Origin of the sequence: Rubrobacter taiwanensis (assembly GCF_004337705.1) — a bacterium.
GTDB lineage: Bacteria > Actinomycetota > Rubrobacteria > Rubrobacterales > Rubrobacteraceae > Rubrobacter_C > Rubrobacter_C taiwanensis.
On record NZ_SKBU01000026.1, the window covers coordinates 1 to 24005 of the forward strand.

Here is a 24005-nt window from a genome sequence, read left to right on the forward strand (position 1 = left end):
GAGTGGGGAGGCGTTCATTTACGTGGCGATGAGCCGTTTGATGGTGAGGCGGTTGGCTCGCAAATGAGGCTTTTCGGACGGTTTCTAAGCCTCCCTTCCGGGCTGTCCGGATACCGGCAAGCATATCCTCCCGGCCGGAGCGGGCGGCTGCTAACATGTCCGCCATGGATACCGGAAACTCTTTCACCGTAGACGGTATGTTGGAGCTGCCGCGGCTCTCCGGGCTGGCGCTCTCTCCCGATGGGAAGCGTCTCGTGGCCGTGGCCGCCCGCGCGCGGAAGGACGGCAAGAAGTTCGTCACCGCCCTGTACGAGCTCGACCCTTCGGGCCAGGCTCCGCCGCGGCGGCTGACCCGCTCGGCTCCCGGTGAGTCCGGCGCGGTCTTCGCGCCCGACGGCTCGCTCCTCTTCACCTCCGCCCGCCCCGACCCCGAGGCGGAAGAAGACGGCCCGCACGAGGACCGGCCCGCGCTCTGGCGGCTGCCGCCCGGCGGGGGAGAGGCGCACCTGCTGGCCGCGCCGCCCGGCGGAGTAGACGCCGTCGCGGTCGCCCGCGCGAGCGGGCACGTCGCGTTCGCGGCGAGCTCGCACCCGGCCACCAGAAGCTGGGAGGAGGACGCCGCGCGGGAGAAGGCCCGCAAAGACGCCGGGGTGCAGGCGCAGCTCTTCGAGGAGTACCCGATCCGGCTCTGGGACCGCTACCTCGGCCCGCGCGAGCGGCACCTCCACTTCGCCTCCCTCCCGGAGGATGATGCGAAGCTGGAGAACATAAAAGACCTGATCCCGCAGCCGGGGAGGTCGCTGGACCTGGCGGCGTTCGACCTCACGCCCGACGGGAAGACGCTCGTCACGACCCGCTGGAGCGAGACCGACGACCCGCTGCGGCGCGTCTTGAACCTGGTGGCGGTGGACGTGGAGTCCGGCGCGGTGCGCGTGCTCGCGGACGACGACGCCTGGTACGGCTCCCCGGCGTGCAGCCCGGACGGCCGGTACGCCGTCGCCGTCCGCCAGGGCCGGTCTACCCCCGAGCGCGTCGCGGACGACACCCTCTGGCTCTTCGACCTGCGGAGCGGGGAGGGCCGGGACCTGCTGGAGGGCTTCGACCGCTGGCCGGAGGAGCCGGTCTGGTCGCCGGACTCCCGGGCCGTCTTCTTCACCGCCGACGAAGAGGGGTACGCCCCGGTCTTCCGGGTGGAGGTGGGAAGCGGTAAGGTGGCGCGCCTCGCGGGCGACGGGGCTTACTCGTCTCTCTGCCCCTCACCGGATGGCGCGGCAGTCTACGCGCTGCGCTCCACCATCAGCGAGCCGCCGCACCCGGTGGTGCTCGACGCTGCCGGCGGCGAGCCGCGGCGGTTGCAAAGCTTCGCGGAGCTGGAGAGCCTTGAGCTTCCGGCGCGGGTGGAGCGGATCTTGGCGAGAGCGGAGGATGGGACCCCGGTGCCGTCGTGGCTCTTGCTGCCGCCCGGAGCCTCGGCGGAGAGCCCCGCACCGCTCGCCGCCTTCATCCACGGCGGACCGCTCAACTCCTGGAACGCCTGGCACTGGCGCTGGAACCCGCACGTCTTCGTGGACGCCGGGTGGGCGGTGCTGCTGCCCGATCCCGCCCTCTCCACCGGCTACGGGCTGGACTACATCCGGCGCGGCTGGGGCCGCTGGGGAGACGTGGTCTACGGCGACCTGATGCGCGCGGTGGACGGCGCGGTCGCCCGCGAGGAGATAGACCCGGAGCAGACGGTGGCGATGGGCGGCTCGTTCGGCGGGTACATGGCGAACTGGATCGCGGGCAACAGCGATCGCTTCGCCGCCATCGTGACACACGCGAGCCTCTGGGATCTCGAAGCTTTCCACGGCACCACCGACCTTGGCGCGTGGTGGGAGCGGGAGTTCGGCGACCCCTACGAGAACCCCGAGCGCTACCGCGAGCACAGCCCGCGCCTGCATGTGAAGAACATCAGGACGCCGATGCTCGTGATCCACGGCGAGCTGGACTACCGCGTGCCCATCAGCGAGGCGCTCACGCTCTGGACCGACCTGCGGCGGCACGGCGTGGAGGCGAAGTTCCTCTACTTCCCGGACGAGAACCACTGGATCCAGAAGCCCAACAACGCCCGCGTCTGGTACCGGACCGTGCTGGGCTTTATCGGGTATTACGCACGCGGCTTGAAGTGGGAGAAACCGGAGCTGCTGTAGTCCTCGTACAGCCGCCATGTGGCGGGGTAAGATAGGGATCGGGTCATACGACGGTAGAAAGGGTTTTTCAGGGTATGGGCGGAGTGGTGGAGGCGATCTACATAGCACCTGAGGGCAGCGCGGAGATGCAGCCCGTGGAGGAGGTGAAGGCTATCGAGGGTTGTGGGCTGGACGGCGACCGGTACTGCGAGGGGACAGGGTACTGGACGCCCTCCGGGGATGTGTGCGAGGTGACCCTGATCTCGGGTGAGGACCTGGACTACATCCAGGACGAGCTCGGCCTGCGGGTCAAAAGCGGCGAGCACCGGCGCAACATCGTTACCCGCGGCATAGACCACGCCCAACTCGTCGGCAAGCGTTTCCGCATCGGAGAGGCCGTGCTGGAGTACGACCGGCCCCGGCCGCCCTGCGCCCACGTCCAGGATCTCACCGAACCCGGGATGACGCGGGCACTCGTCGGGCGCGGCGGCCACTGCGCACGGGTGGTGGAGGGCGGCCGCATCCGTCCCGGAGACGAGATAGTCTTTCTGACTTGAGCCTGCGCCCCCGCAGGGAGCGGCTGCTGCCGTGCGGCCTCCCCCGCTACGTCTGAGCTTACGACCGCGGGGGCGCCGGTCGGCGCTACACGGTGATCTTCACGGGCCGCTACCCGGAGAGGAAGCCCGGAGAGTGGCTCTACCTGCGCGCGAGTGCCGCCGGAGATCGCGAGCTGCGGGAGGGAAGACCGCCGTACGGGCGGCTCGGGCGCGAGATCCCGTTCGCATGCCTCCCTCAAGAGGTCCAGGCAGCGGCGAGAGAGCTGTACCTGGAGCTGTGGGGTCTGCGCGTGAGCTCTCCGAATGGACGGACCCGCCGGATAGGTTAGACTCTCATCTGAGATGAAGACCCGCATCCGAAACGATGCCGGACGGGCGGCGGCGCTGGCCGTCGTGCTGGCCCTGCTCTTCTGCCACGGGGCTCTGGGCTCCGTGCACGAGTTCATGCACGGTCCGGTACCCGTGGCCCATACCTCTCACGAGCACACCAATCACATGGACGGCCCGGCCGCAGATCACGCAGCGGGCTGGACCGTGGGCTACTTCGCCGTGCTGCTCGCGGCGGTCGCCGTAGTTGCCGGCCTGTTCCGGTGCTTCAGGCACCTGCCGGTCAGGATTATCAGGAACCTCTCCGGACCGGGTCCGCTGCGGGCGGCCTGCTATCATCTGCCCCGGGGACCTGCTCTCCCGCGTCTCCAGGTGTTCCTGCTCTGAGCCTATCCGCGACGCGCAAAAGGGCGGCAGAACACACAAACGAGGAGGGTTTACTCTTGAAGCTCTACCCGAAGCTGGGCCTGCTCGCGCTGTTGCTCGCAGCGGCCCTGGCGCTGGCCGCTTGCGGCAACGGCGCCGGTGAAGGAATGCAGGATGTGGAGCCCCGCGATGAAACCACCGGCGGCATGCACGAAGGCATGGATCACGGCGAGATGGGCCACGGCGAAATGGAGTCTATGCTCCTGCAGGACGGCGAGTACTCCGACGAGCGCTTCATAGACCTGATGGTGCCGCACCACCGGGGAGCCGTGGAGATGGCCGAGGTCGCGCTTGAGAACGCAGAGCACGGAGAGATCCGGCAGCTCTCCCGCAACATAATCTCCAGCCAGCAGGCCGAGATAGAAGAGCTCAAGGATATCAAGGAGCGGGAGTACGGGACGCGGGAGGTCCCGATGGAGATGAGCGAGGAAGAGATGAGGATGATGGGCATGGAGATGTCCCCGGAGGAGCTCGCCCGACAGGAGCCCTTCGATCTCGCGTTCATAGAGCACATGATCCCCCACCACCAGTCCGCGATAGACATGGCCGAGATCGCGCTTAAGAACAGCGAGAACGAGGAGATCCGGACCCTCGCCCGCAATATCATCGAGGAGCAGCAGGCCGAGATAGAGCAGATGCAACAGTGGCGCGAAGAGTGGTACCGGGAGTAACCCCGCCCTAGAGCGCAAGCGGCGCGCTGAGAGGTGTGACCGGTACGGCAGCCGCCGGCACGTTAGAGGCGCAGGAGGCACCAGCCCGCCTGCGCCTCTAACTCTAACCGTGTGAGGCTTTTCCGGCCGATCGCGCCCCCACCAGAACACTCAAACACCGAGCGCGGCGATGCCGCTGGTGGAAAGCAGACCACCGCTAATCGCAACCCGCGCCCGACCGGAAATCGTGTTTGATATATAGGGGTAGGGGTATATGATTGTGGCGAGCGGGCGACACAGGAGCAGGAAGACGCGGAGGAGGTTTTTCGAGGTGATCCGGGAGAATCTTTGGCAGGCGAGGCCGGCGGGTGCCGGTCGAGCGGGGTGTTGGGGGTGAGTGCTCTGCATCAGTATGCTCTGCTCTTCGGGATGGTCCTGGCGACGGTGGGGTTCGTCCTTTGCCTGGCGGTTATCGCGCGGTCGCTGGCCGCTACGAAGGAAGAGGGGGCCAAAGACGTGCCGGCTGCGTCCGGCGAACTCTCTCCGGAGCCGGTTTGGGTGCGGTACCACGTCCGGTACTACGGCTACGCTCTGCTCTTTCTGGCCTTCGATATGGAGATGGCCTACATGTACCCTTGGGCGGTCGTCTACAGGGAGTTGGGTCTGGTCGCTCTGCTGGAGATGGGCGTGTTTCTGGCGATCCTCTTCCTGGGGCTCCTCTACGGCTGGAGCCAGGGAGCTCTGAGGCGGCAGTGATCTCCGGCCCCAGAGAGGCCCGTCCTTCCTGGCTGCGGCGTTTGGTGGCTCGGGCTGCGGCGCGGGAGCTGGCTGCGTTCGTCGTTCCCGGTCCCGAGGTGGCCCGCGCCCGCGGTATAGACCCCGGAGCTGCCGGGCTCGCGATCGCGGACACGCCGCGGCACGCGAGCGTGCTGGTGGTGGTCGGCGAGCTGCCGGAGGGGTTGAGGAGGGCCGCGGCCGTCGCCTACGCCCAGATGCCCCGCCCGCGGGCGGTGTTTGCGGTAGGAGCGGAGAATGTCTCGCCGCTGCCCGGTCCGGACGTTTCGGCAGCTCTCGGGCAGGAAGACCTTGAGGAAGGCGTTGTCCGGCTGAGGGAGATGTTCGCGGAAGGAGCCTTCCACCCGAATGCTCCTGAGTTTGATGTGCCCGCGATCCGGAGCCGCACCGGGTACGTCTGCCCGATGCACCCGGAGGTGGTCCGTGAGGAGCCCGGGCAATGCCCCAGGTGCGGCATGGACCTCGTCCCGCGCGAGGCCGCCGCGGGGGAGCACGGCGAAGGCGATGGTGAACGTGATCACGAAGAAGCACCCTCCGGCGAGCACGGCCACGCGGAGCACGGCGCGCATGATGACATGGACCACGGCGGTATGGGATTCATGTCTATGGTCGAGATGACCAGGGACCTGCCGCGCAGCAGCGACGGTCTGCAGATGGAGTGGGTCGAGGTCCCGTTCGGGCCGCTCTTCCCGGGGCTGCCGGCGGGCCTCGCTCTGACGTTCACCCTCGACGGCGACACGGTCGCCGAAGCGGAGGCGGAGCGGGGCATCGAGGGTTGGGCGCCTCTGGAGGGCCTGAGCGGGCCGGCGGAGACCTTCGCCGACCGCCTCTCGGGGCTCGATCCGCTCTCCCCGGTCGCCTACCGCCTGCTCGCCTCGCGGGCTCTGGAGAACGCCGCCGGTGTCGCGCCCGACGAGAGGACCGGGCTGGCGCGGGTGGGCGCTCTGGAGCGCGAGCGGGCGGCGAGCCACCTTAACTGGCTGGCGGGCTTCGGCCGCCTGCTCGGTTACTCGTGGCTCGAAGAGCGGGCCGGGGAGTTGCAGCTCGCGCTGCTGTGGTCGGCCGGGCCCGAGGAGGTCGCGCGGCTCGCGGGCGAGGCCGGGGAGCTGGCGCGCAGGGTGGAGTGGACCCCGCTGCTCCGTCGAAGGTTGGGTGGGATCGGGACCCTGCCCGCCGGCGCGGAAGCCTCCGGGCCAGTGGCGAGGGCGGGCGGCTCCGCGGCCGACGCCCGCAGGGATGAGGAAGCCTACCGCAGGCTCGGTTTCGAGCCGGTCGTCCTCCGCGGGAACGACGCGCTCTCCCGCCTCAGGGTCCGGCTCGCCGAGATAGAGCAGAGCCTCGACCTGGTGAGCAGGGCGGGCTCGGTTTCGACTCCGGTGGTTGCCCCCGGCGGCGGCTCTTCGGGTACGGGCGCGGCGACCGTGGAGACCCCGCGGGGGCTGGCTACGCTGAACCTTATCCTGGAGGGAGGGGCGGTCGTCGCCTTCGAGATCGGCACTCCCTCGGCGCGACACCTGAAGCTCGTAAAGCCCGTCTCCGAACAGCGGGAGGTGGCCGACGCCCTCGTTGGGATCGCCTCGCTCGATCTCTCGCCGTGGGAGGTGGTGCGGTGAGCTTCCTGCCGGTTGTCCTGGCGCTGCTCGCCGGGGCGTATCTCGTCGCCGTGCTGGAAGGGTGGGTCTCCACCGGGCGCTTCCGGCCCGCCGGCCCGATCCTCTCCGGGCTTGCGCTCTTGGGGCAGGAGTCTTTGGTCCCGAGGACGCCGGACCGGATCTTCTTCGAGGCCGGGCCGGTGTTGCTCCTCACCTCCGCGCTGCTGGCTTCCGCCGTACTGCCCCTGGGACCGGGGGTGGTGATCGTCGACCTCGCCACAGGCGCGCTCTTCGTCAACGCCGCACTCGTCTACGTGATGGTGGCGCTGGTGATGTCCGGCTGGGGACCGGACGCGGCATATGCGATGGTCGGGGGCTTCCGTTTTCTGGGGCAGCTCGTCGGCTACTCCATGCCCATCGTGATGGTCATCGCGGCGGTCGCCATGCGCGCCGAGTCGCTCGCGACCACCGAGGTCGTCGAGTCGCAGGCGGCGCTGTGGAACGCCCTCTACCAGCCGGTCGGCTTCGTGGTGTTTATGGCCGCGGCCATGGCGCTCTGCTTCCTGCCCCCGTTCGACCTGCCCACGGCACCGGGCGAGCTCGCCGGCGGGGTCGTGGCCGAGTACACCGGGTGGCGCCTCGCGGTCCTGCGCCTCGCCCGCGCCGTGCTCGTGGTGACCGTGGCCGCCGCGGTAACGGTCTTCTTCCTGGGCGGGTGGCACGGGCCGGTGCTGCCGCCCTGGGCGTGGAGCGCCGTAAAGACGCTCGCCGTTGCGGCCGGGATGCTGGCAGCCGGCCGGTATGTGCCGAGGGTGCGTGAAGAGCACCTGCTGGCGTGGTGGTGGAAGCTCGGCATCCCGCTGGCACTACTGAACATCTTCGTCGTAGGGATCATGTTGGTGACGGTGGGAGGATAGATGCTCCTTCAGGCCCTCTTCGCCGGCTTCTTCGGGATGGCGGCAGTCTGGTTCGGGGTGGTGGTCTTCCGCACGTCCTCCATGGTGCGCTCGGCGCTGGCGCTGCTCTTCTCGATGACGGCGGTGGGCGCGATGTTTCTGGCGATGGAGGCTGAGTTCCTGGGCGTTTTGCAGATCATGATGATGGCGACCGAGATGGCGATCATGGCGATCTTCATGGTCATGTACATGATGGACCCGGGGGGCCTCGGGCAGATGGACATGTCCCACCAGAAGCGCGCGGCGCAGGCCGCAGGGGTGCTGGGGGCGCTGGTCGCGATCGGTGTGGCCCTGCTCACGAGCTGGGGACCGGCAGCGAACGCTGCGCCGGGCGCGGCGGAGCAGACGCGGCTTCTGGGTATCGAGCTCATGGAGCGTTCGATGTTGATCTTCGAGACCGCCGGCGTGACCATCCTGACCGCCATGATCGCAGCCACCGCGGCGGCGATAGAGAGGCGGCGGCGATGATAACGCTGCTCGTTGCGCTCATCATCGGCGCGTTGCTCTTCGGGATCGGTCTCTACGGGGCGCTCAGTCAGACGAATTTGGTCATGATCATGATGGGCGTCGAGCTGATGCTCGGCGGCGCGATGGTCAACCTGGTCGCCTTCTGGCGCTTTTTGCACCCCGAGGTCTACGCCGGGCAGGTGTTCGTCCTCGTCGTGATGACCGTGATGGCCCTGGAGATGGCGGTCGGCTTCGGTGTTGGGACCGCCCGCTTCCGCGCCAGGGGCTCGGTAGAGATGGAAGAGGCCCGGGAGCTCAAGGGATGACCTGCCTCGCCATCCTCGGGCCGCTGGCGGCCGCCGCGGCGATCCTCATCCTCCGGCGCGGAGCTGCGGCGCTCGCCCTGCTCGGGGCCGGGGTGGGCCTGGTAGCCGCCCTCGCGACCCTCGCCCGCGTCGCCTCCGGCGAGCGCTACTCGGCGGTGCTGCCGGGGCTGCCGGAGTTGCCCTTGCGCCTCGTCGCCGAGCCGCTTACCGCGGTGCTCGCCGTGGCCGTCGCCATCGCGAGCGCACTGATCCTCACCTATGCGGCGGGCTACATGCGGGGCGAGCGGGGCGGGCCGCGCTTCTTTGCCGGGATGTCGTTCTTCGTCGCGGCGATGCAGGCGCTCGTCTTCGCCGGCGACTGGGTGCTGCTGCTGGCCTCGTGGGAGCTGATCGGTCTCAGCAGCTACCTTCTCATCGGCTTCTGGTACCGGCGGCCGGGCGTGGGCTCCGCCGCGACCCGAGCCTTCCTCTACACCCGCACGGCCGACCTGGGACTCTACGTCGCGGTCTTCGTCCTGATCTGGCAGGCGGGGACGAGCGAGATCTCACGAACGCTGGAGACCGGTGGGACCGCTGCCGTGGTAGCGGGCCTGCTGCTCCTGGTAGCCGCTGCCGGAAAGTCGGCGCAGGCCCCGCTCTACGGGTGGCTGCAGGACGCCATGGTCGGGCCCACCCCGGTCTCGGCGCTCCTGCACTCGGCCACCCTGGTTGCGGCCGGTGCGATCCTCCTGATACGCGCCTTCCCGCTGCTTCCCGAAGAGGCGCTGCTGGTCGCCGGGCTTCTCGGCGGCATCACAGCTGTTATAACCGGCGTGATCGCCGTAGCGCAGGGAGACCTCAAGCGTCTGCTCGCGGCCTCGACCTCCAGCCAGTACGGCCTCATGCTGCTGGCGGTGGGGGCGGGCTCGCCGGTCGCCGCCCTGTTCCACCTTGTCGCCCACGCCGCGATGAAGAGCTCGCTCTTTCTCGGCGCCGGAGTCTTCCAGAGCGCTCGCGGCTCCACCGCCTTCGGGGATCTCGCCGGAGTGGGGCGGGGGCACCGCCTGACCTTCGCCGGGTTTACGGTAGCGGGGCTCGCCCTGGCCGGCCTCCCGCCCCTGAGCGGGTTCTTCTCTAAGGACGCAGTTCTGGCCGCCGCCTTCGAGTCGGAGCGGGCCTGGCTGCTCGTCCCTCCGGCCCTCCTGGCGACCGCGCTGACCGGCGTCTACGTCGCCCGCGCCCTGCGGCTTCTGTGGCGCGGCGAGGGAGGCGGTGCACCGGTCTCGGGAGCGTGGTGGATGGGGGGCGGCCTCACTCCGTTCGTCGTGCTGGCCGCCTCGCTGGGCCTCGCCGGAGAACCGCTAGCCCGGCTGCTGGGGGCGGAGATCCCGCAGGATCTGCTCTCCGCCATCCTCGGACTTGCGGCCGCGCTCCTCGGCCTCTCTTTCGGATGGACGCTTTCCGGCGGGAGGATGCCCGGACCGCTCCTGACCTCCGCGGAGAGAGGGTTCCGCATCGGCAGCGGGTTCTACGGGCTCGTGGCTCGTCCCGCGCTGGCGCTGGCCGCCGCCCTCGACTTGCTGGACCGCGGCCTCCACGGCAAGATCACAACCGCCGTTGGCCGCGGAGCTCCCTCCGCGGCGCATCTGGTGGATCTCTCTGATCGCGGCTTGCACCGGGCCGTGTTCGGCGTGGGGCGCGCCTCCCTGGAGGTGGCGAGGGCCACCAGGGTCTCGGACGAGTCGGGCATCGACGGCGCCATAAGGGCTCTGGTGCGCGGGACGAGGAGGCTGGGAGGCCAGGCCAGAGAGTTGCAGACGGGCCTCATCCACAGGGAGCTTTTGATCGCCGTGGCCGCCGGGGCTCTCGTCCTCGCGGCCCTGGCTGTTGGTGCCATCGGAGCGGGGGGAGGTCTCTGAGCTTGTTGCCCATCGTGTCCATAACGCTCTTCTTGCCGCTGCTTGGAGCGGCGGTACTGGTGGCCCTTCCGGGAGTCTCGGCGCGTATTGCGCACGCCATCGGCGTGAGCTTCTCCGGGCTGGCCCTCCTCGGGGCCTTCTGGATGTGGGCTCGCGGGGCGGGGGAGGGCTTCTCCCAGATCGAGGAGGTGGAGTGGATACCGTCTCTGGGGGCCGCCTACCGCGTCGGGGTAGACGGCATAAGCCTCCCACTCGTCCTGATGACGGCGATCCTGTTCTTCGTTTCGATGGTCTTCTCCGCCGGCGTCCGGGAGCGGGCTCGCTCCTACGTGGCGCTTTTCCTGCTTTTGGAGACCGCGAGCATCGGCGTCTTCGTGGCGCTGGACGCGATCCTGTTCTACGTCTTCTTCGAGGTGACGCTCGTCGGGATGTACTTTATCATCGCCGGGTGGGGCTACGAGGACCGCCAGAGGGCGGCTCTGACGTTCTTCATCTACACCCTGCTCGGGAGCCTGCCCCTGCTCCTGGCGATCCTGGCGCTCTACCTGGGCAGCGATCCTAACACCTTCGATATGCGCGAGCTAATCGCCAGCCCGCCGCTCACCGGGCTGGCGGCGACGCTGGCCCTGATCGCCATGCTCGTCACCTTCTTCGTCAAGATCCCGGTCATACCGGTACACACCTGGCTGCCGGCGGCCCACGTTGAGGCCCCGACCGCCGGGAGCGTCATCCTGGCCGGGGTGCTGCTGAAGCTCGGCACCTACGGGCTGGTGCGTTTCGCATTGCAGATGACGCCCGACGCCTTCAGGGCGCTTGCTCCCATAGTTGCCGGCGTCGCCGTCGTGTCTGCGCTCTACGGCGCGTTCGTCGCCCTGGCGCAGACCGACCTCAAGCGCATGGTGGCTTACACCAGCGTCAACCACATGGGCTACTTGGTCCTCGGGGTTGCGGTAGCCGCCGCCGCGGCCGACCCGAACGCCGGGGTTCTGGCGCTCGACGGGGCGGTCCTGCAGATGGTGGCCCACGGGTTCGTCACTGGGGCGCTCTTCCTGCTCGTCGGCATGCTGCAGGACCGGGCTCACACGCGCGAGATGGGCGATTTCAGCGGGCTCTTGCGGATCGTGCCCGCCCTCGGGTGGGCCTTCGTTCTGGCCGCCTTCGCCTCTTTGGGCCTGCCGGGCCTCGCCCACTTCCCGGCGGAGTTTCAGATCTTTCTCGGCGCCCTCGGGGTGTATCCGGCGGCCGTGATCGCGGTCCTCGGGATCGCGGTCACGGCCGGGCTGTACCTCAGAGCCATACAGGCTGTTTTTCTGGGTGAAGCCAGGGACGAGTGGACCGGGCTCAAGGATCTGGGCACGCGCGAGCTGCTCTCGCTCGTGCCCCTCCTCGCGCTCACCGTCTTGCTCGGGGTAGCCCCGTTCCTGGTGCTCGACGTGGTGCACGCGACGACGCAGGGAATCCTGCCATGAACGGCATGGAGATGGACATGACCCGGGACCTGGCGCTTCTGGCACCTGAGATAGCCGTGCTCCTGACCGCCGTGGGCGCGCTCATCCTGGAGATGGCGCGCCTGCCCCGCGTGGCGCTCCCCTTCACCGTGATCGGGCTGCTCGTCGCTACGGCTCTTACCTTCCCGCTGCTCGGCACCGAGACAATGGTCTTCATGGGCACGTTCCGTATCGACTCTTTAAGCGTGTGGGCCAAGCTCGCGCTACTGCCGGCCACGGCCCTCTGCACGGTGCTGGCCTACCCGGAGATCAAAGACACAGACCGGGAAGGCACCGTCTACGCCCTCTTCTCGTTCGCCGCCATCGGAGCGCTCGCGCTCGCCGGAGCGGGCGACCTGATGTTCGTGGTGCTGGGCGTGCTGCTCTCCTCCTTGGGCTCCTTCGCCCTGGTAGCCTACCCCAGAGACGACCGGGCCACCGAGGCGGCGATGAAGTACTTCGTCTTCGGCTCGGTTACAGGAGCTATCATGGTCTTCGGGCTCACCTACTGGTTCGGAGCGACGGGCTCCACGCTGCTCTCCGGGCTGGGGTCGCTTGAGGGCGCGCTGCTCGCCGCCGCCTTCGGGTTGGTTGCGGTTCTGGTGGGCCTCGGCTACAAGGCCGCGGTAGCGCCGTTTCACTTCTGGGCGCCGGACGCCTACGACGGCGCGCCCGTCGCTGTGGCCGCCTACCTCTCGATCGTTCCCAAAGTCGGCGCCATCTTCGCCCTCGTACAGGTCGTGCGCCACCTGCCCGACGGTACCGGCTGGCCGCTGGCGGTCGCGGCGCTGGCCGTACTCTCCATGACCTACGGCAACCTGGCCGCGCTAGTGCAGGAGAACGTGGTCAGGCTCCTGGCCTACTCCTCGATAGCGCAGTCCGGTTACTTCCTGCTCGGGGTCGCGGCCTTCGGCAGGAGCGACTTGGCCGTCCCGGCGCTCGTCGTCTTCGCCGCGGCTTACGCCGCGATGAACCTGGGAGCATTCGCGGTCGTCGCGCTGGCGGGCAGGCACCTGCGCGACTTCGACGGCCTGGGACGCTCGGCGCCGCTGGCCGGAGCGGCGATGGTAATCTTCCTGATCTCGCTCGTCGGCGTGCCGCCGCTCGCCGGGTTCGTGGGCAAGTTCCTGCTCTTCGGGGCCGCAATCGGCGCCGGCTTCGCCTGGCTGGCCGTGGCCGGGATCCTGAACAGCGTCCTCTCGCTCGGGGTCTACCTGCGGATCGTCGTCCCGATGTACCGGGCACCGAAGGAGGCGCCGGTCTCCGCGCGTTCGGTCGCGGCGGTCTGGGGGATAGCACTCTTCGCCACGTTTGCCATCGGCGTCGCGGCGCAGGCGCTGCTCGTCTGGGTCCTGTAGGCGCTATACCAGCGGCTCTACTCTCCGGTCCACCATTACGTTGAGCAGGTACGGCCGGTCCGAGCTCAGGGCTCGGTCCAGCTCCGTTCCCAGCTCTTCGGGGCGCTCCGCGGTCCCGGCCCCGCACCCGAAGCCTTCTGCTATGCGGGGGATGTCCAGGTGCGGCAGATCGAGGCTGGGGATATTCTTGCCGGTCTCTATGAATTCGCTGAACGCTTTTAGGATCGCGTACTGCCCGTTGTTGAGCACGACGAAGAGGACCGGGGCCCCGTACCGGGCCGCGCTCCAGAGCGCCTGCGGCGCGTACAGGCTGGCTCCGTCTCCGACCACGCAGACCACCCGCCGCTCCGGGGAGGCGAGCTGGAGCCCGACCGCCGCCGGCATGGCGAATCCCAGGCCCCCGCTCCCGGTGACGTAGTAGCTGCCGGGGCGGCTCGTGCGCAGGTAGCGGCCCGTGATCCCCATGTGCGAGGAGGCCTCGTCGGTCAGGATCGCATCCTCCGGCATCCTGCGGGCGAGCTCGCAGGCCACGTAGTCCACCGGGAGGGGAGTCCGGGCCTCCGGGACCGGCGGCTCCGGAGACGGATCCGGGAGCTCGCGGTCTATCTCCGGCAGGAGCTCCAGGAGCCCCCGCGCGGCGAGCGCCACGTCCCCGACGACGCTCGTGCCCGCCGCAGCGTAGGCGGCCTCCTGCGGGTCTTCGGTGATGTGCACGAGGGCGGTGCCCGGCTCCAAGACCGGACCGGGGACGTAGGGGTAGTAGAGGAAGACCGGCGCTCCGAGCACGAGCACCGCGTCGTGCCCCGAGAGCCGCTGCGCTATTGCGGCCTGGGCGGGCGGCAGGTGGCCCCGGAAGAGCGGGTGCGTCTGGGGGAACCCGGCCTGCGGCCAGACCGGGGCGGCCCAGACCGGGGCCCGCAGCCGCTCGGCCAGCAGCACCGCCTCCTTCCAGGCGCCGCAACGGTCCACGCCGCCGCCGGCCACCATGGCGGGATTCCGGCTCTCCCGCAGCGTGCGGGCTGCCGCCTCCAGGCTCTCCGGGTCCGGCGCGGTGCGGTGGCTCACCGCCCGGCTTTCGAGCGGTGATGCTTCCTTATCCCAGTCGTCCATCGGGATCGAGACGAAGACCGGACCGCGCGGGTGCTGCATGGCGGTGTGGTAGGCGCGGGAGAGGGTGCGGGGGACGTCTTGCGCCCGGGCAGGTTCGTTGCTCCACTTCACGTAGGGCCGGGCCAGCTCCACCAGCCGCCCGGAGAGCATCGGCTCCAGCGCCAGGTGTCGCCGGTCCTGCTGGCCGGCGGTGACCACGAGCGGTGCCCTGTTGTGGCAGGCGGTGACGATCGCGCCCATCGCGTTGCCTAAGCCCGCGGAGGTGTGCAGGTTCACCAGCGCCGCCTGGCGGGTCCCCTGGGCGTAGCCGTCGGCCATGCCGACCACGGCCCCCTCGTGCAGGCCCATGACGTAGCGGAAGTCACCGGGCAGTTCCTTCAGCATCGGCAGCTCGGTGGAGCCCGGGTTGCCGAAGATGGTGGTCATCCCGAGCTCGCGCAGCAACTCTACCGTGACTTCGCGCACCGTCGGCATCGCGCCTACCTCCTCCTTCACCGCAGCGTCGATCTCACATCTTAACAGCGGTCGGGTATCATTAGGTGCGAAGGGGAAATATTCCTTGCAAGGAGGAGAGCATGAACGGCCTGATCATGGACTACCAGCTCGTCCTTCCGGCCATTCTGCGGCGGGCGGAGCAGCTCCACGGTCCGCGCGAGATCGTCACCCGCCGCCCCGACAAGAGCTTCCACCGCTACACCTATGCCGACTTCGTGCGCCGGGCGAAGCGGCTCTCGGTCGCGCTGAAGCGGCTGGGGGTGGAGTCCGGCGACCGGGTCGCCACCCTGGCCTGGAATCATCACCAGCACCTCGAAGCGTACTTCGGCATCCCGGCCGCCGGAGCGGTCGTGCACACCATCAACCCGCGCCTGCACCGGGACGATCTGGCCTACATCGTGAACCACGCCCGGGACAGGATTCTCCTGCTCGACGGGACCCTCCTCAGGGTCTTCGAGCAGTTCCGGGACGACGTGGACCTGGAGCGCGTGGTGGTCATCTCGCACGGTGAAGACGTGCCGGAGGGGATGCTGGACTACGAGGAGCTGCTGGAGGGGGCGGACGAGTCGGAGTTCGAGTACCCGGAGCTGGACGAGAGGCAGGCGGCGGCGATGTGCTACACCTCCGGGACGACGGGCCGGCCCAAGGGCGTGCTGTATTCGCACCGGGCGCTCGTGGTCCACTCCCTGGTGACGGCGCTGGCCGAGACGCTGGCCATCAAGGAGCCGGACGCGGTGCTGCCGGTCGTCCCGATGTTCCACGTCAACGCCTGGGGCCTGCCGTTCACCTCGACGCTGGCCGGGGCCAAGCAGGTCTTCCCCGGGCCGCACCTGGACCCCCAGAGCCTGCTGGAGAACTTCGAGCGGGAGCGGGTGACGTTTACCGCCGGGGTGCCGACGGTGTTTCTGGCCGTGCTGCAGGCTCTGGACCGGGAGCCGGGCGGGTGGGATCTCTCGGCAATGCGCGCGATAGTGGTCGGGGGCTCGGCGGCGCCGGAGGGTATGATCCGGGCCTACCGCGAGCGTCACAACCTGAACGTCGTCCACGCCTGGGGGATGACGGAGATGAGCCCCATCGGGACAATCTGCCACCTCACGAGCGACCTCCTGCAGCTCCCGGAGGAGGAGCGGTACCGCTACCGGGCTACCCAGGGACGGCCGGTCCCGTTCGTGGAGATCCGGGCCCGGGGAGCGGAGGGCATCGTGCCCTGGGATGGTGAGACCTACGGGGAGCTGGAGGTGCGCGGGCCTTCGGTGGCGAGCGCCTACTACGAGGCCCCGGAGGACGACGGCAAGTTCACCCCGGACGGCTGGTTTAAGACCGGGGACATCGTGACCATAGACGAACGGGGGTACGTCGAGATCCAGGACCGCGCCAAGGACGTTATCAAGAGCGGGGGGGAGTGGATCTCCTCGGTCGCGCTGGAGAACGCCCTGATGAGCCACCCCGCCGTGGCCGAGGCCGCGGTTATCGCCATCTCCGACGAGAAGTGGCAGGAGCGGCCGCTGGCGGTCGTGGTGCTTAAAGATGGCCAGAGCGCCACCGAAGAGGAGCTCATAGACTACCTGCGGCCCAGGTTTGCGAAGTTCTGGCTCCCGGACGCCGTGGAGTTCGTAGATGAGATCCCGCGCACCGCTACCGGCAAGTTCCTGAAGATGGCGCTGCGCGAGCAATTTAAGGACTACACGCCAGCGAAGAAGTAGCCCGGATTTCTCTCTTTCGCCCCCGGCCGCTTGCGGCCGGGGGCTGTTGACTGGAGCACGGAAAATATGTAACTTTCCGTATACGGAGTCGCGTATTTTTGCGGTTGCAGTTGAGGCAGGAGGTGGGGAATCCTGGTGGAGTTGCGCTAACTGGAGACAGATGGGGTGAGGTTGAGAATTCTCTCGAACGGGGGTGATAGGGAGGCATGAATGGCTAATGAGGGTATGCCCGGGTTGGATGCCGGGTCGCGGCAGCGGGAGATCCGCAAGGTCGCGATGGCCAGCTTCATCGGCACCACCATAGAGTGGTACGACTTCTTCATCTACGGGACGGCGGCGGCGCTGGTCTTCGGGGCGCTCTTCTTCCCGGAGTTCGACCCGCTGGCCGGGACGCTGGCGGCGTTCGCGACCTTTGCGGTTGGGTTCTTCGCCCGGCCGGTGGGTGGCATAATCTTCGGTCACTTCGGGGACCGGATCGGGCGCAAGACGATGCTCATCATCTCGCTGATGATCATGGGCATCGCCACGGTCCTCATCGGGCTCCTGCCGGGCTACGCCGCCATCGGGGTGGCGGCCCCGATCCTGCTCGTCATTCTGCGCTTCATCCAGGGGCTCGCCGTCGGCGGGGAGTGGGGCGGCGCGGTTCTGATGGCCGTTGAGCACTCGCCGCCCGGCAAGCGGGGGTTCTACGGCAGCTGGCCGCAGATGGGCGTTCCGGCGGGGCTCATCCTCTCGAACCTGATGTTCCTCTCCGTCGCCAGTCTGCCGGAGGAGGCCTTCATGGCCTGGGGCTGGCGCGTGCCGTTTTTGGCGAGCATCGTGCTCGTTGGGGTCGGGCTCTTTATCCGGTTCAGGATCATGGAGAGTCCCGGCTTCGCCCGCGTCAAGGAGACGGGAACCGAGGCCCGGATGCCGATAGTCGAGGCGCTCCGCAACTTCCCGAAGCAGATAGCTCTGGCGGCGGGCGCGTTTATCATTATCAACGCGTACTTCTACATCTTGGTCTCCTACATCATCAACTACGCGACCATGTCGGCCGCGCAGCCGATATCCCGGAGCGCCATAATCGCGATCGTGCTGGTCTCCAGCGTCATCCTGACGTTCACCATCCCGGCGGCGGGCGCGCTCTCGGACAGGGTCGGCCGCCGGAGGCTGTACCTGATCGGCACCGTGGGCATGGGGCTCACGGCGTTCCCGCTGTTCTGGTTCACGGATATGGGGAACGTTGCCCTGATCCTCATAATCCACGCCCTGGCGCTCAACTTCCTGGGCCTGGCCTACGGGCCGCAGGCCGCTCTGTACGCCGAGACGTTCACCACGCGGCTGCGCTACAGCGGCATCTCTTTGGGGTATCAGGGCGGCTCGATCTTCGGCGGCGCTCTGGCTCCGCTCATCGCCACGGCGCTGCTGGCCGCCACCGGCACCTCTACCGCGATAGCCGTCTATATAGCGGTGCTGGCGGTGCTCTCGTTCATCTGTATGTGGCTGATGACCGAGACCTACCGGAAGGACATAGACGAGGACGTGCCCCTCAGAGAGAAGGTGGGAGCGGAGGGGGCCGCCACCTGAGATCTCTTCGGCTTCCGCGCGAGGCCTCCCGCAGCCTTATCATGGGGCTGCGGGAGGCTTTTTGGCGCAGAAGGAGGCATAAACCGTGTACGAGACCGTGCTCTTCGACCGCGACGGCGGGGTGGCCACGATAACGCTGAACCGGCCGGAGGCTCTCAACTCGTTCAACCGGAAGCTGCACGAGGAGTTCTACGTGGCTCTGGACCGGGCTGCGGAAGACGAGGGGGTACGCTGCGTAGTGTTGCGGGGCAGCGGCCGGGCGTTCTCTACCGGAGCGGACCTGAGGAGCGTAACCGAGGTCGAGGAGAGCCCGGACCTCGGATCGTACCTGCGCGAGACCTACAGCCGGCTGGTGGCGCGGATGGCCGCAATACGGAAGCCGGTCGTCGGGGCGCTGCACGGCCCGGTCTACGGGGCGGGGCTCGGGATCGCGCTCGCCTGCGACCTGCGCGTGGCCGCCGAAAGCGCGCGCTTCAGCATGGCCTTCGTCAGGATCGGCCTCATGCCCGACGCCGGCTCCTCGTTCTTCCTGCCGCGCCTCGTGGGGCTGGGCCGGGCGATGGAGCTCGCCATGCTCGGCGAGGAGCTGGACGCCGGGGAGGCCCGCCGCATCGGGCTCGTGAACCGGGTCGTGCCGGACGGGGAGCTGGAGGCCACGGTGCAGGAACTGGCGGCCCGTCTCGCCGGCGGACCCACCGTCGCTCTGGGCTGGATCAAGGAGAGCCTGTATCGCAGCTTCGAGAGCGATCTGTCCACCGCCCTGGAGACCGAGGCCGCCGGTCAGACGGTCTGCGGCCGCACCGAAGACTTCAGGGAAGGTGTCGCAGCGTTCCTGGAGAAGCGCAGGCCCCGGTACGCCGGCCGGTAGGGTCAGCTGTGGCGCCGCAGCTCCAGGCGGGCTATCGTGGCGCGGTGCACTTCGTCCGGGCCATCGGCGAGCCGCAGGGTCCTTGAGGCCGCCCAGAAGTACGCCAGCGGGAAGTCCTCAGAGACCCCGGCCCCGCCGTGCGCCTGTATCGCCCGGTCGAGAACCCTTAAGGCCACGTTGGGCGCTACTACCTTGATCTGCGAGATCTCGCTCCTGGCCGCCTTGTTGCCCACCACATCCATCATGTAGGCGGCCTTGAGCGTAAGCAGGCGGGCCTGCTCTATCTCTATGCGGGAGTCGGCTATCCACTCCTGGATGACACCCTGCTCAGAGAGCGGTTTGCCAAACGGTTCTCTGGCCTTGACCCGCTCGCACATCAGCTCAAGAGCCCTCTCGGCCACCCCAATTAACCTCATGCAGTGGTGTATCCTTCCCGGCCCCAGCCGGCCCTGGGCTATGGCAAAGCCCTTGCCCTCCTCCCAGAGGATGTTCTCTTTGGGCACGCGCACGTCCTTGAAGGTGATCTCGGCGTGGCCGTGGGGCGCATCGTCGTAACCGAAGACAGGGAGCGTACGCTCTACCTGCACCCCCGGAGTGTCCATGGGGATCAGGATCATCGACTGCTGCTCGTGGCGGGGAGCTTCGGGGTCGGTCTTGCCCATGAAGATGCAGATCTCACACCGGGGATCCCCGGCCCCCGTGATCCACCACTTGCGGGCATTTATGACGTACTCATCCCCGTCGCGCTCTATCCGGCCCCGGATGTTGGTGGCGTCAGAGGAGGCTACATCGGGCTCGGTCATGGCGAAGCACGAGCGGATCTCCCCCTCAAGCAGGGGTTTTAGCCACCGCTCCTTCTGCTCCTCGGTGCCGTAGCGCACCAGAACCTCCATGTTGCCGGTGTCCGGGGCGTTGCAGTTGAAGACCTCCGGGGCTATGGGGCTTTTGCCCATGATCTCGCACAGCGGAGCGTACTCCAGGTTGGTGAGGCCCGCCCCGTACTCCTCGCTCTCGGGCAGAAACAGGTTCCAGAGCCCCGCGGACTTGGCCTGCCGTTTCATCTCCTCCATGATGGGCGGGATGCTCCAGCGCTCGCCGCGGGCGGTGGCCGCTTCAAGCTGCTTTTTGTAGGTGATCTCGTTGGGGTAGACCACCTCCTCCATGAACTCCGTGAGCCTTCTCTGGAGCTTCCTGACCTTCTCCGAGTGTCCGAAGTAGTTCACAGGCTCTCCTTCCCGCCGCCGGCAAGATCTATTCTGGCACGGATCGCAGAGGCGGTGCCACTCCCTGCTCTCAGCCGTTCAGCGCCGCCTCTGCCAGCCGCGTGCCCTCGACCATGTTCCTGAGCTTCTGGAAGGAGACCTCCCAGGTGCGGGTCCTGAGACCGCAGTCGGTGTTCACCTCGATGCGCTCCGGGCCCAGCACCCCGGCGGCGTAGAGGATGCGGTCGCGCACCAGCTCGGGCGGCTCGATGAAGTCCGTGTGGATGTCTATGACGCCGAGGCCCAGCTTGCCGTCCCACGCGCTGCGGGCGAACTTCCCGAGCACGCCGTAGCCGGGCCGGTCTTCGGCCCTCGTCCCCGGCTCGCGCGCGTCCCGGTTGGCGAACTCCAGCTGCAGCTCGTAGCAGCGGTCTAGCTCCTCGATGTGGGGGAAGAGGCAGTCGTAGTCCGAGAAGCAGATGTGCATGCTGGCCCGGGCCTCTATCCCCTCGCGGGTGGCGTTGAAGGTCTCCACCACGAGCGGGACCTCCTCCGGACGGGTCGTCGCCGCCGGTTCGTCTATCTGTACCCAGTCCGCCCCGGCTTCGACCAGCCCGGCGACGTTCGGGCGCACCACGTCGCGCGCCACATCCACCCCGAAGCGCCGCCGCGCCTCGGTCCGCTCCCGGGCCGAGGCTCCCAGCAGGCCGCCGTTTCCGGCGTAGTGCTCATCGTAGGACCAGTCCATGATCGTGTACGCTCCGGTGAAAGGCACCTTGACCCGGCGGCCGGTGTGCGACCGGACGAACCTGAACTCCTCCAGGTCGTAGGCCCCCTCGACTCGCGGCCTCTCGACCACGGCGGCCTTCGTGTAGTACTTGTTGTCGAAGGAGCGCACGGTGCCGCGCGGCTCGAAGCCGCGGGCGTGCTTGACGGCGTGGTCGTACATCTCGCTCCGGCGCTGCTCGCCGTCGTAGACCACGTCCAGCCCGGCCTTCTCCAGCAGCCGGATGGCGTACAGGGCGGCGAAGTCCTGTATCTTCGCCTTCTCCACGTCCGTGAAGCCGCTCCCTTTCCGGAGTATCTCCAGCAGTTCGGCGTGCTCTACCTCCAGCTTCTCGCCCCAACGGCGCGCCTCCTCGACATCGGCTTCTTCGACCGGCCGGCCGGCCACGGCCTTCACGCGCCAGCCGGGCTTGGCGAGGCTGCCGATCTCGCGCGTCACGAACCGCACTCCGCTCATGCTTCCTCCTTCAGTATCCGGGCCGCCTCCCCGAGGCGCAGCACTTTCTGACGGGCGATCTTCTCCGGCACGAACTGCAGATCCCCGTTCGGGACCAGATGCAGCTCGCCCTCCAGCTCTTCGAGCAGCCTCCGCGCGAACCGCGCTACCTCCTCCGGTTCCTCCAGCAGCGAGTTGCGTGCGTCCAGCACGCCCGCCAGGAGCGTCTTGGGGAAAGGCCGCGGGAGGGCCCTGACGTCCGTGGAGTAGAAGTCCACCCCGATGGCGTCCACCGGTAGCTCCAATAGCTCACCCAGCAACTCCCCGGCGTCGCCGAACGGGAGCTGCAGCGCGAGCGGGAGCGGGCCAGATAGGACCTCCAGCGCGGCGGCGAGGCCGTAGAGGTCGCGCTCTTTCTCGAAGAGCGCCGGCTCCTGCAGCACCACCAGCGCGCAGCCGTGCTCTACGAGCCAGGTTAGCTGCGGCTTGAGCACGCCTTCCGCGACCGCCCGCACGTCTAGCTCTCCCTGTGCCCATTTCGCCAGGGCGTGCGGCGAGGGCAGCGTGGCGACCCAGCTCCCCGCGGGGAGCCCCTGAGCGAACCGGAAGTGCGGTTCGCTCAGGGGCTCCCGCAACCGGGGGGGCTCGGCGGTCGCGACCGGGGCGCGGTAGAAGGTGTTGGTGTTCAGGAAGCGGGTGAGCGGTCCGAAAGACAAACCTTCGGCCGCCTCGGCGAACGGGCGGAAGATGTCCTGCCAGTTGAGCAGGCCGTCCGAGAGATAGTCCAGACCGGCCGCCCGCTGTGCCTCCAGGAAGTACTCCAGATCCTCCCGCTGCCGTCTGGCGACCGCCTCCTCGGTGGTGCGGCCGCGGTCCAGGTCGCGTGTCGCCTGCACCAGCTCCTCGGAGCGGGCGTAGATACCGGGCGCGTAGGCTCTTACCGTGGTCAACCGTCCTCCTTTGTCTGGCCTTCGGGTGCCGGGGAGGGGCTTCTCTCCCCGAGCGCCTCCATGACATCGGCGGCGAGCTCCGGCATCGAGGCCGGGGGCATGATGTACGCTCCCTGCACCAGCGGCCGGGCTTTGAGCAGGACGCTCTGCGCCGCCTCCACTCCGTACCTCGGGGCGTCTTCTGCGGGGAGCCGGGCCAGCTTCTCCCTTATGCGGGCCGGGATCTCTATGCCGGGGACCTCGTGGTGCAGGAACTCCGCCTGCCGGGCGCTGCGCAGCGGCATGAGGCCGAGCATGATGGGGAGCTTGAGATCTTCTATCTTCTCCAGCGCGCGCTCCAGCGCCCCGACCTCGAAGACCGGCTGCGTCCAGGCGGCGTGCGCCCCGGCCTCCGCCTTGCGCCGCAGCCGCTCGGCCTCACCGTCCAGATCCTCGGCCGTCGGGTTGAACGCCACCCCGATCAGGAACCCCGGCGGCTCGCCGATGGGGTTCCCCGACAGGTCCTCGCCCCGGTTGAAGCGGCTGATGATGTGCACCAGCCCGATCGAGTCGGTGTCGAAGACGGAGGTGGCCTCCGGGTAGTCCCCGATCTGGGCCGGGTCTCCGGTTACCGGGAGCAGGTTCTTCACCCCCAGCGCCGCGGCGCTCAGCAGCTCGGCCTGCAGGCCGAGCAGGTTCTGGTCCCGGCAGGAGATATGCGCCACGACCTCTATCCCGGCCGCTTCCTGCACGATCTTCGCGACCGCTACCGGCTTCATGCGCAGGCGCGCCCGGGCCCCGTCGGAGATGTCTATGGCGTCCGCGCCGCGCTGCCGGAGGCTGCGCGAGACCTCCACCACCCCGGATATGTCGTGCCCGCGCGGCAGATCTACCTCCACGGCCACCGCAAAGGCTCCGCTCTTTATCTTCTGCCAGAGCTCCGAGCGCGGCTCGGCGGCCGGGCGCTCCTCGACCTCCCGGAGGCTTACGCCGCCGCGCGGCCGCTTCTCCTGTACCTCAAAGTCCCGCAGGGCTTCGGCGAGCGCCCGGACGTGCTCCGGCGTGGTGCCGCAGCAGCCGCCGACGAGCCGGGCTCCGGCGGCCGCTATCTCGCGCCCGTAGGCAGCGAAGTGGTCCACATCCTGCCGGTAGCGCACCACGCCCCCGATGAGCTGCGGCAGCCCCGGGTTCGGGAAGGCCGCCACCGGCCCCAATTCGGCGGACATCTGCTCCACGATCCCGAGCATCCGCTGCGGTCCGACGGTGCAGTTGCTCCCGACGAGCACAGCTCCCCAGCCCGCCAGCTCGCGCGCCACGCGTGCCGGCAGGCCCTCGGCCAGTGTCTCGCCGTCCTCCACGAAGGTGCGGTAGATGAGCACCGGCACACCCGGCTTCTCCGCCTCCTCGAACGCCAGGCGCAGCTCGTCCAGGTCGGTGAAGGTCTCCAGCACCAGCGCGTCCACGCCGCCCTCGACCAGCGCCCCGGCCTGCTCGCGGAAGATGGCGCGGGCCTCCTCGCGGGCGATGGGGCCGACGGGGGCCAGCGGCCGGCCCAGGGGGCCGATCGCACCGAACACCAGAGCTCCGTCCGCGGCCTCGCGGGCGAGCCGGGCTCCGGCGACGTTGATCTCGCGTACCCGGTCCTCCAGGTCGTAGGCGGCCAGCTTGACCGCGTTGGCCGCAAAGGTGTTGGTCTCCAGGATCTCGGCCCCGGCCCGGGCGTAGTCCTCGTGCACCCGGCGCACCACGTCGGGATGGGTGAGGTTGGCGCGGGCGTAGGGGTGGTCGTAGCGGATGCCGCGCTCCTGCAGGAGCGTCCCGACCGCGCCGTCTCCGATCAAGACCCGCTCCGCCATCCGCTCTCTCAGATTCAGACTGTCGGCCAAAGATTATCCTCTCTTCCCGAGAGCGGATTCCAGA

Annotated in this window: 21 protein-coding genes; 16 read left to right on the plus strand and 5 right to left on the minus strand. The window is 68.6% G+C overall.

The features are described 5' to 3' along the window. The first annotated feature begins 197 nt into the window (after positions 1-197). From E0L93_RS12925 to E0L93_RS12990, 13 genes are all read left to right on the plus strand, one after another. Positions 198-2189 carry a S9 family peptidase gene (locus E0L93_RS12925; RefSeq protein ID WP_132692501.1) on the plus strand — a complete coding sequence of 664 codons (1992 nt, stop codon included), beginning with the start codon at positions 198-200 and terminating at the stop codon, positions 2187-2189. 74 nt (positions 2190-2263) lie between these two features. Further along, positions 2264-2725 carry an MOSC domain-containing protein gene (locus E0L93_RS12930; protein ID WP_132692502.1) on the plus strand — a complete coding sequence of 154 codons (462 nt, stop codon included), beginning with the start codon at positions 2264-2266 and terminating at the stop codon, positions 2723-2725. A gap of 92 nt (positions 2726-2817) precedes the next feature. Then, complete coding sequence (locus E0L93_RS12935) at positions 2818-3054, plus strand: hypothetical protein (RefSeq protein WP_132692503.1); 237 nt, start codon at positions 2818-2820, stop codon at positions 3052-3054. A 13-nt stretch (positions 3055-3067) separates the two neighbouring features. Next, positions 3068-3439 carry a hypothetical protein gene (locus tag E0L93_RS12940; RefSeq protein ID WP_132692504.1) on the plus strand — a complete coding sequence of 124 codons (372 nt, stop codon included), beginning with the start codon at positions 3068-3070 and terminating at the stop codon, positions 3437-3439. Between the two features lie 56 nt (positions 3440-3495). Continuing rightward, on the plus strand, positions 3496-4149 hold the full coding sequence (locus tag E0L93_RS12945; RefSeq protein ID WP_132692505.1) for a DUF305 domain-containing protein: 654 nt from the start codon (positions 3496-3498) through the stop codon (positions 4147-4149). 327 nt (positions 4150-4476) lie between these two features. Continuing rightward, on the plus strand, positions 4477-4884 hold the full coding sequence (locus E0L93_RS12950; RefSeq protein ID WP_243638232.1) for an NADH-quinone oxidoreductase subunit A: 408 nt from the start codon (positions 4477-4479) through the stop codon (positions 4882-4884). A gap of 44 nt (positions 4885-4928) precedes the next feature. Next, positions 4929-6536, plus strand: a complete 1608-nt coding sequence (locus E0L93_RS16160) for an NADH-quinone oxidoreductase subunit D-related protein (protein ID WP_207890489.1) — start codon at positions 4929-4931, stop codon at positions 6534-6536. Then, on the plus strand, positions 6533-7432 hold the full coding sequence (locus tag E0L93_RS12965) for a complex I subunit 1 family protein (protein ID WP_165874367.1): 900 nt from the start codon (positions 6533-6535) through the stop codon (positions 7430-7432). The genes E0L93_RS16160 and E0L93_RS12965 overlap by 4 nt, the downstream gene beginning before the upstream one ends. Then, complete coding sequence (locus E0L93_RS12970; protein ID WP_132692507.1) at positions 7433-7939, plus strand: NADH-quinone oxidoreductase subunit J family protein; 507 nt, start codon at positions 7433-7435, stop codon at positions 7937-7939. Beyond that, entirely contained in the window at positions 7936-8244 is a 309-nt protein-coding gene (nuoK, locus tag E0L93_RS12975) for an NADH-quinone oxidoreductase subunit NuoK (protein ID WP_132692508.1), read from the plus strand. Before E0L93_RS12970 ends, nuoK begins: the two co-directional genes overlap by 4 nt. Then, on the plus strand, positions 8241-10142 hold the full coding sequence (locus E0L93_RS12980; RefSeq protein WP_132692509.1) for an NADH-quinone oxidoreductase subunit 5 family protein: 1902 nt from the start codon (positions 8241-8243) through the stop codon (positions 10140-10142). Before nuoK ends, E0L93_RS12980 begins: the two co-directional genes overlap by 4 nt. A gap of 2 nt (positions 10143-10144) precedes the next feature. Next, complete coding sequence (locus E0L93_RS12985; protein ID WP_132692510.1) at positions 10145-11611, plus strand: complex I subunit 4 family protein; 1467 nt, start codon at positions 10145-10147, stop codon at positions 11609-11611. Positions 11612-11628: 17 nt separating this feature from the next. Further along, positions 11629-12987, plus strand: a complete 1359-nt coding sequence (locus tag E0L93_RS12990) for an NADH-quinone oxidoreductase subunit N (RefSeq protein ID WP_132692531.1) — start codon at positions 11629-11631, stop codon at positions 12985-12987. A gap of 3 nt (positions 12988-12990) precedes the next feature. On the opposite strand, the gene mdlC is transcribed toward E0L93_RS12990, so the two are convergent. Continuing rightward, a complete protein-coding gene (gene mdlC / locus E0L93_RS12995) occupies positions 12991-14592 on the minus strand; it encodes a benzoylformate decarboxylase (protein ID WP_243638233.1) in 1602 nt (533 codons plus the stop codon). 80 nt (positions 14593-14672) lie between these two features. Between mdlC and E0L93_RS13000 the strand changes: the two genes are divergently transcribed. From E0L93_RS13000 to E0L93_RS13010, 3 genes are all read left to right on the plus strand, one after another. Further along, positions 14673-16295 carry a long-chain fatty acid--CoA ligase gene (locus E0L93_RS13000; protein ID WP_132692511.1) on the plus strand — a complete coding sequence of 541 codons (1623 nt, stop codon included), beginning with the start codon at positions 14673-14675 and terminating at the stop codon, positions 16293-16295. Positions 16296-16505: 210 nt separating this feature from the next. Beyond that, positions 16506-17864: an MFS transporter gene (locus E0L93_RS13005; protein ID WP_207890491.1), complete on the plus strand. Its 1359-nt coding sequence runs from the start codon at positions 16506-16508 to the stop codon at positions 17862-17864. 85 nt (positions 17865-17949) lie between these two features. After that, positions 17950-18732 (plus strand): enoyl-CoA hydratase-related protein, encoded by a 783-nt coding sequence (locus E0L93_RS13010; RefSeq protein WP_132692512.1) that lies wholly within the window; start codon positions 17950-17952, stop codon positions 18730-18732. A gap of 2 nt (positions 18733-18734) precedes the next feature. Here the strand turns inward: E0L93_RS13010 and E0L93_RS13015 are convergent, their stop codons facing one another. The 4 genes from E0L93_RS13015 to E0L93_RS13030 all read right to left on the minus strand — a co-directional run bounded on the left by E0L93_RS13015 (position 18735) and on the right by E0L93_RS13030 (position 23971). Then, positions 18735-19955: an acyl-CoA dehydrogenase family protein gene (locus E0L93_RS13015; RefSeq protein WP_243638234.1), complete on the minus strand. Its 1221-nt coding sequence runs from the start codon at positions 19953-19955 to the stop codon at positions 18735-18737. 70 nt (positions 19956-20025) lie between these two features. After that, positions 20026-21177 carry a uroporphyrinogen decarboxylase/cobalamine-independent methonine synthase family protein gene (locus tag E0L93_RS13020; RefSeq protein ID WP_132692513.1) on the minus strand — a complete coding sequence of 384 codons (1152 nt, stop codon included), beginning with the start codon at positions 21175-21177 and terminating at the stop codon, positions 20026-20028. Then, a complete protein-coding gene (locus E0L93_RS13025; protein ID WP_132692514.1) occupies positions 21174-22106 on the minus strand; it encodes a uroporphyrinogen decarboxylase/cobalamine-independent methonine synthase family protein in 933 nt (310 codons plus the stop codon). Before E0L93_RS13025 ends, E0L93_RS13020 begins: the two co-directional genes overlap by 4 nt. Then, positions 22103-23971, minus strand: a complete 1869-nt coding sequence (locus E0L93_RS13030) for a bifunctional homocysteine S-methyltransferase/methylenetetrahydrofolate reductase (protein ID WP_132692515.1) — start codon at positions 23969-23971, stop codon at positions 22103-22105. The genes E0L93_RS13025 and E0L93_RS13030 overlap by 4 nt, the downstream gene beginning before the upstream one ends. Between the last annotated feature and the right edge of the window lie 34 nt (positions 23972-24005).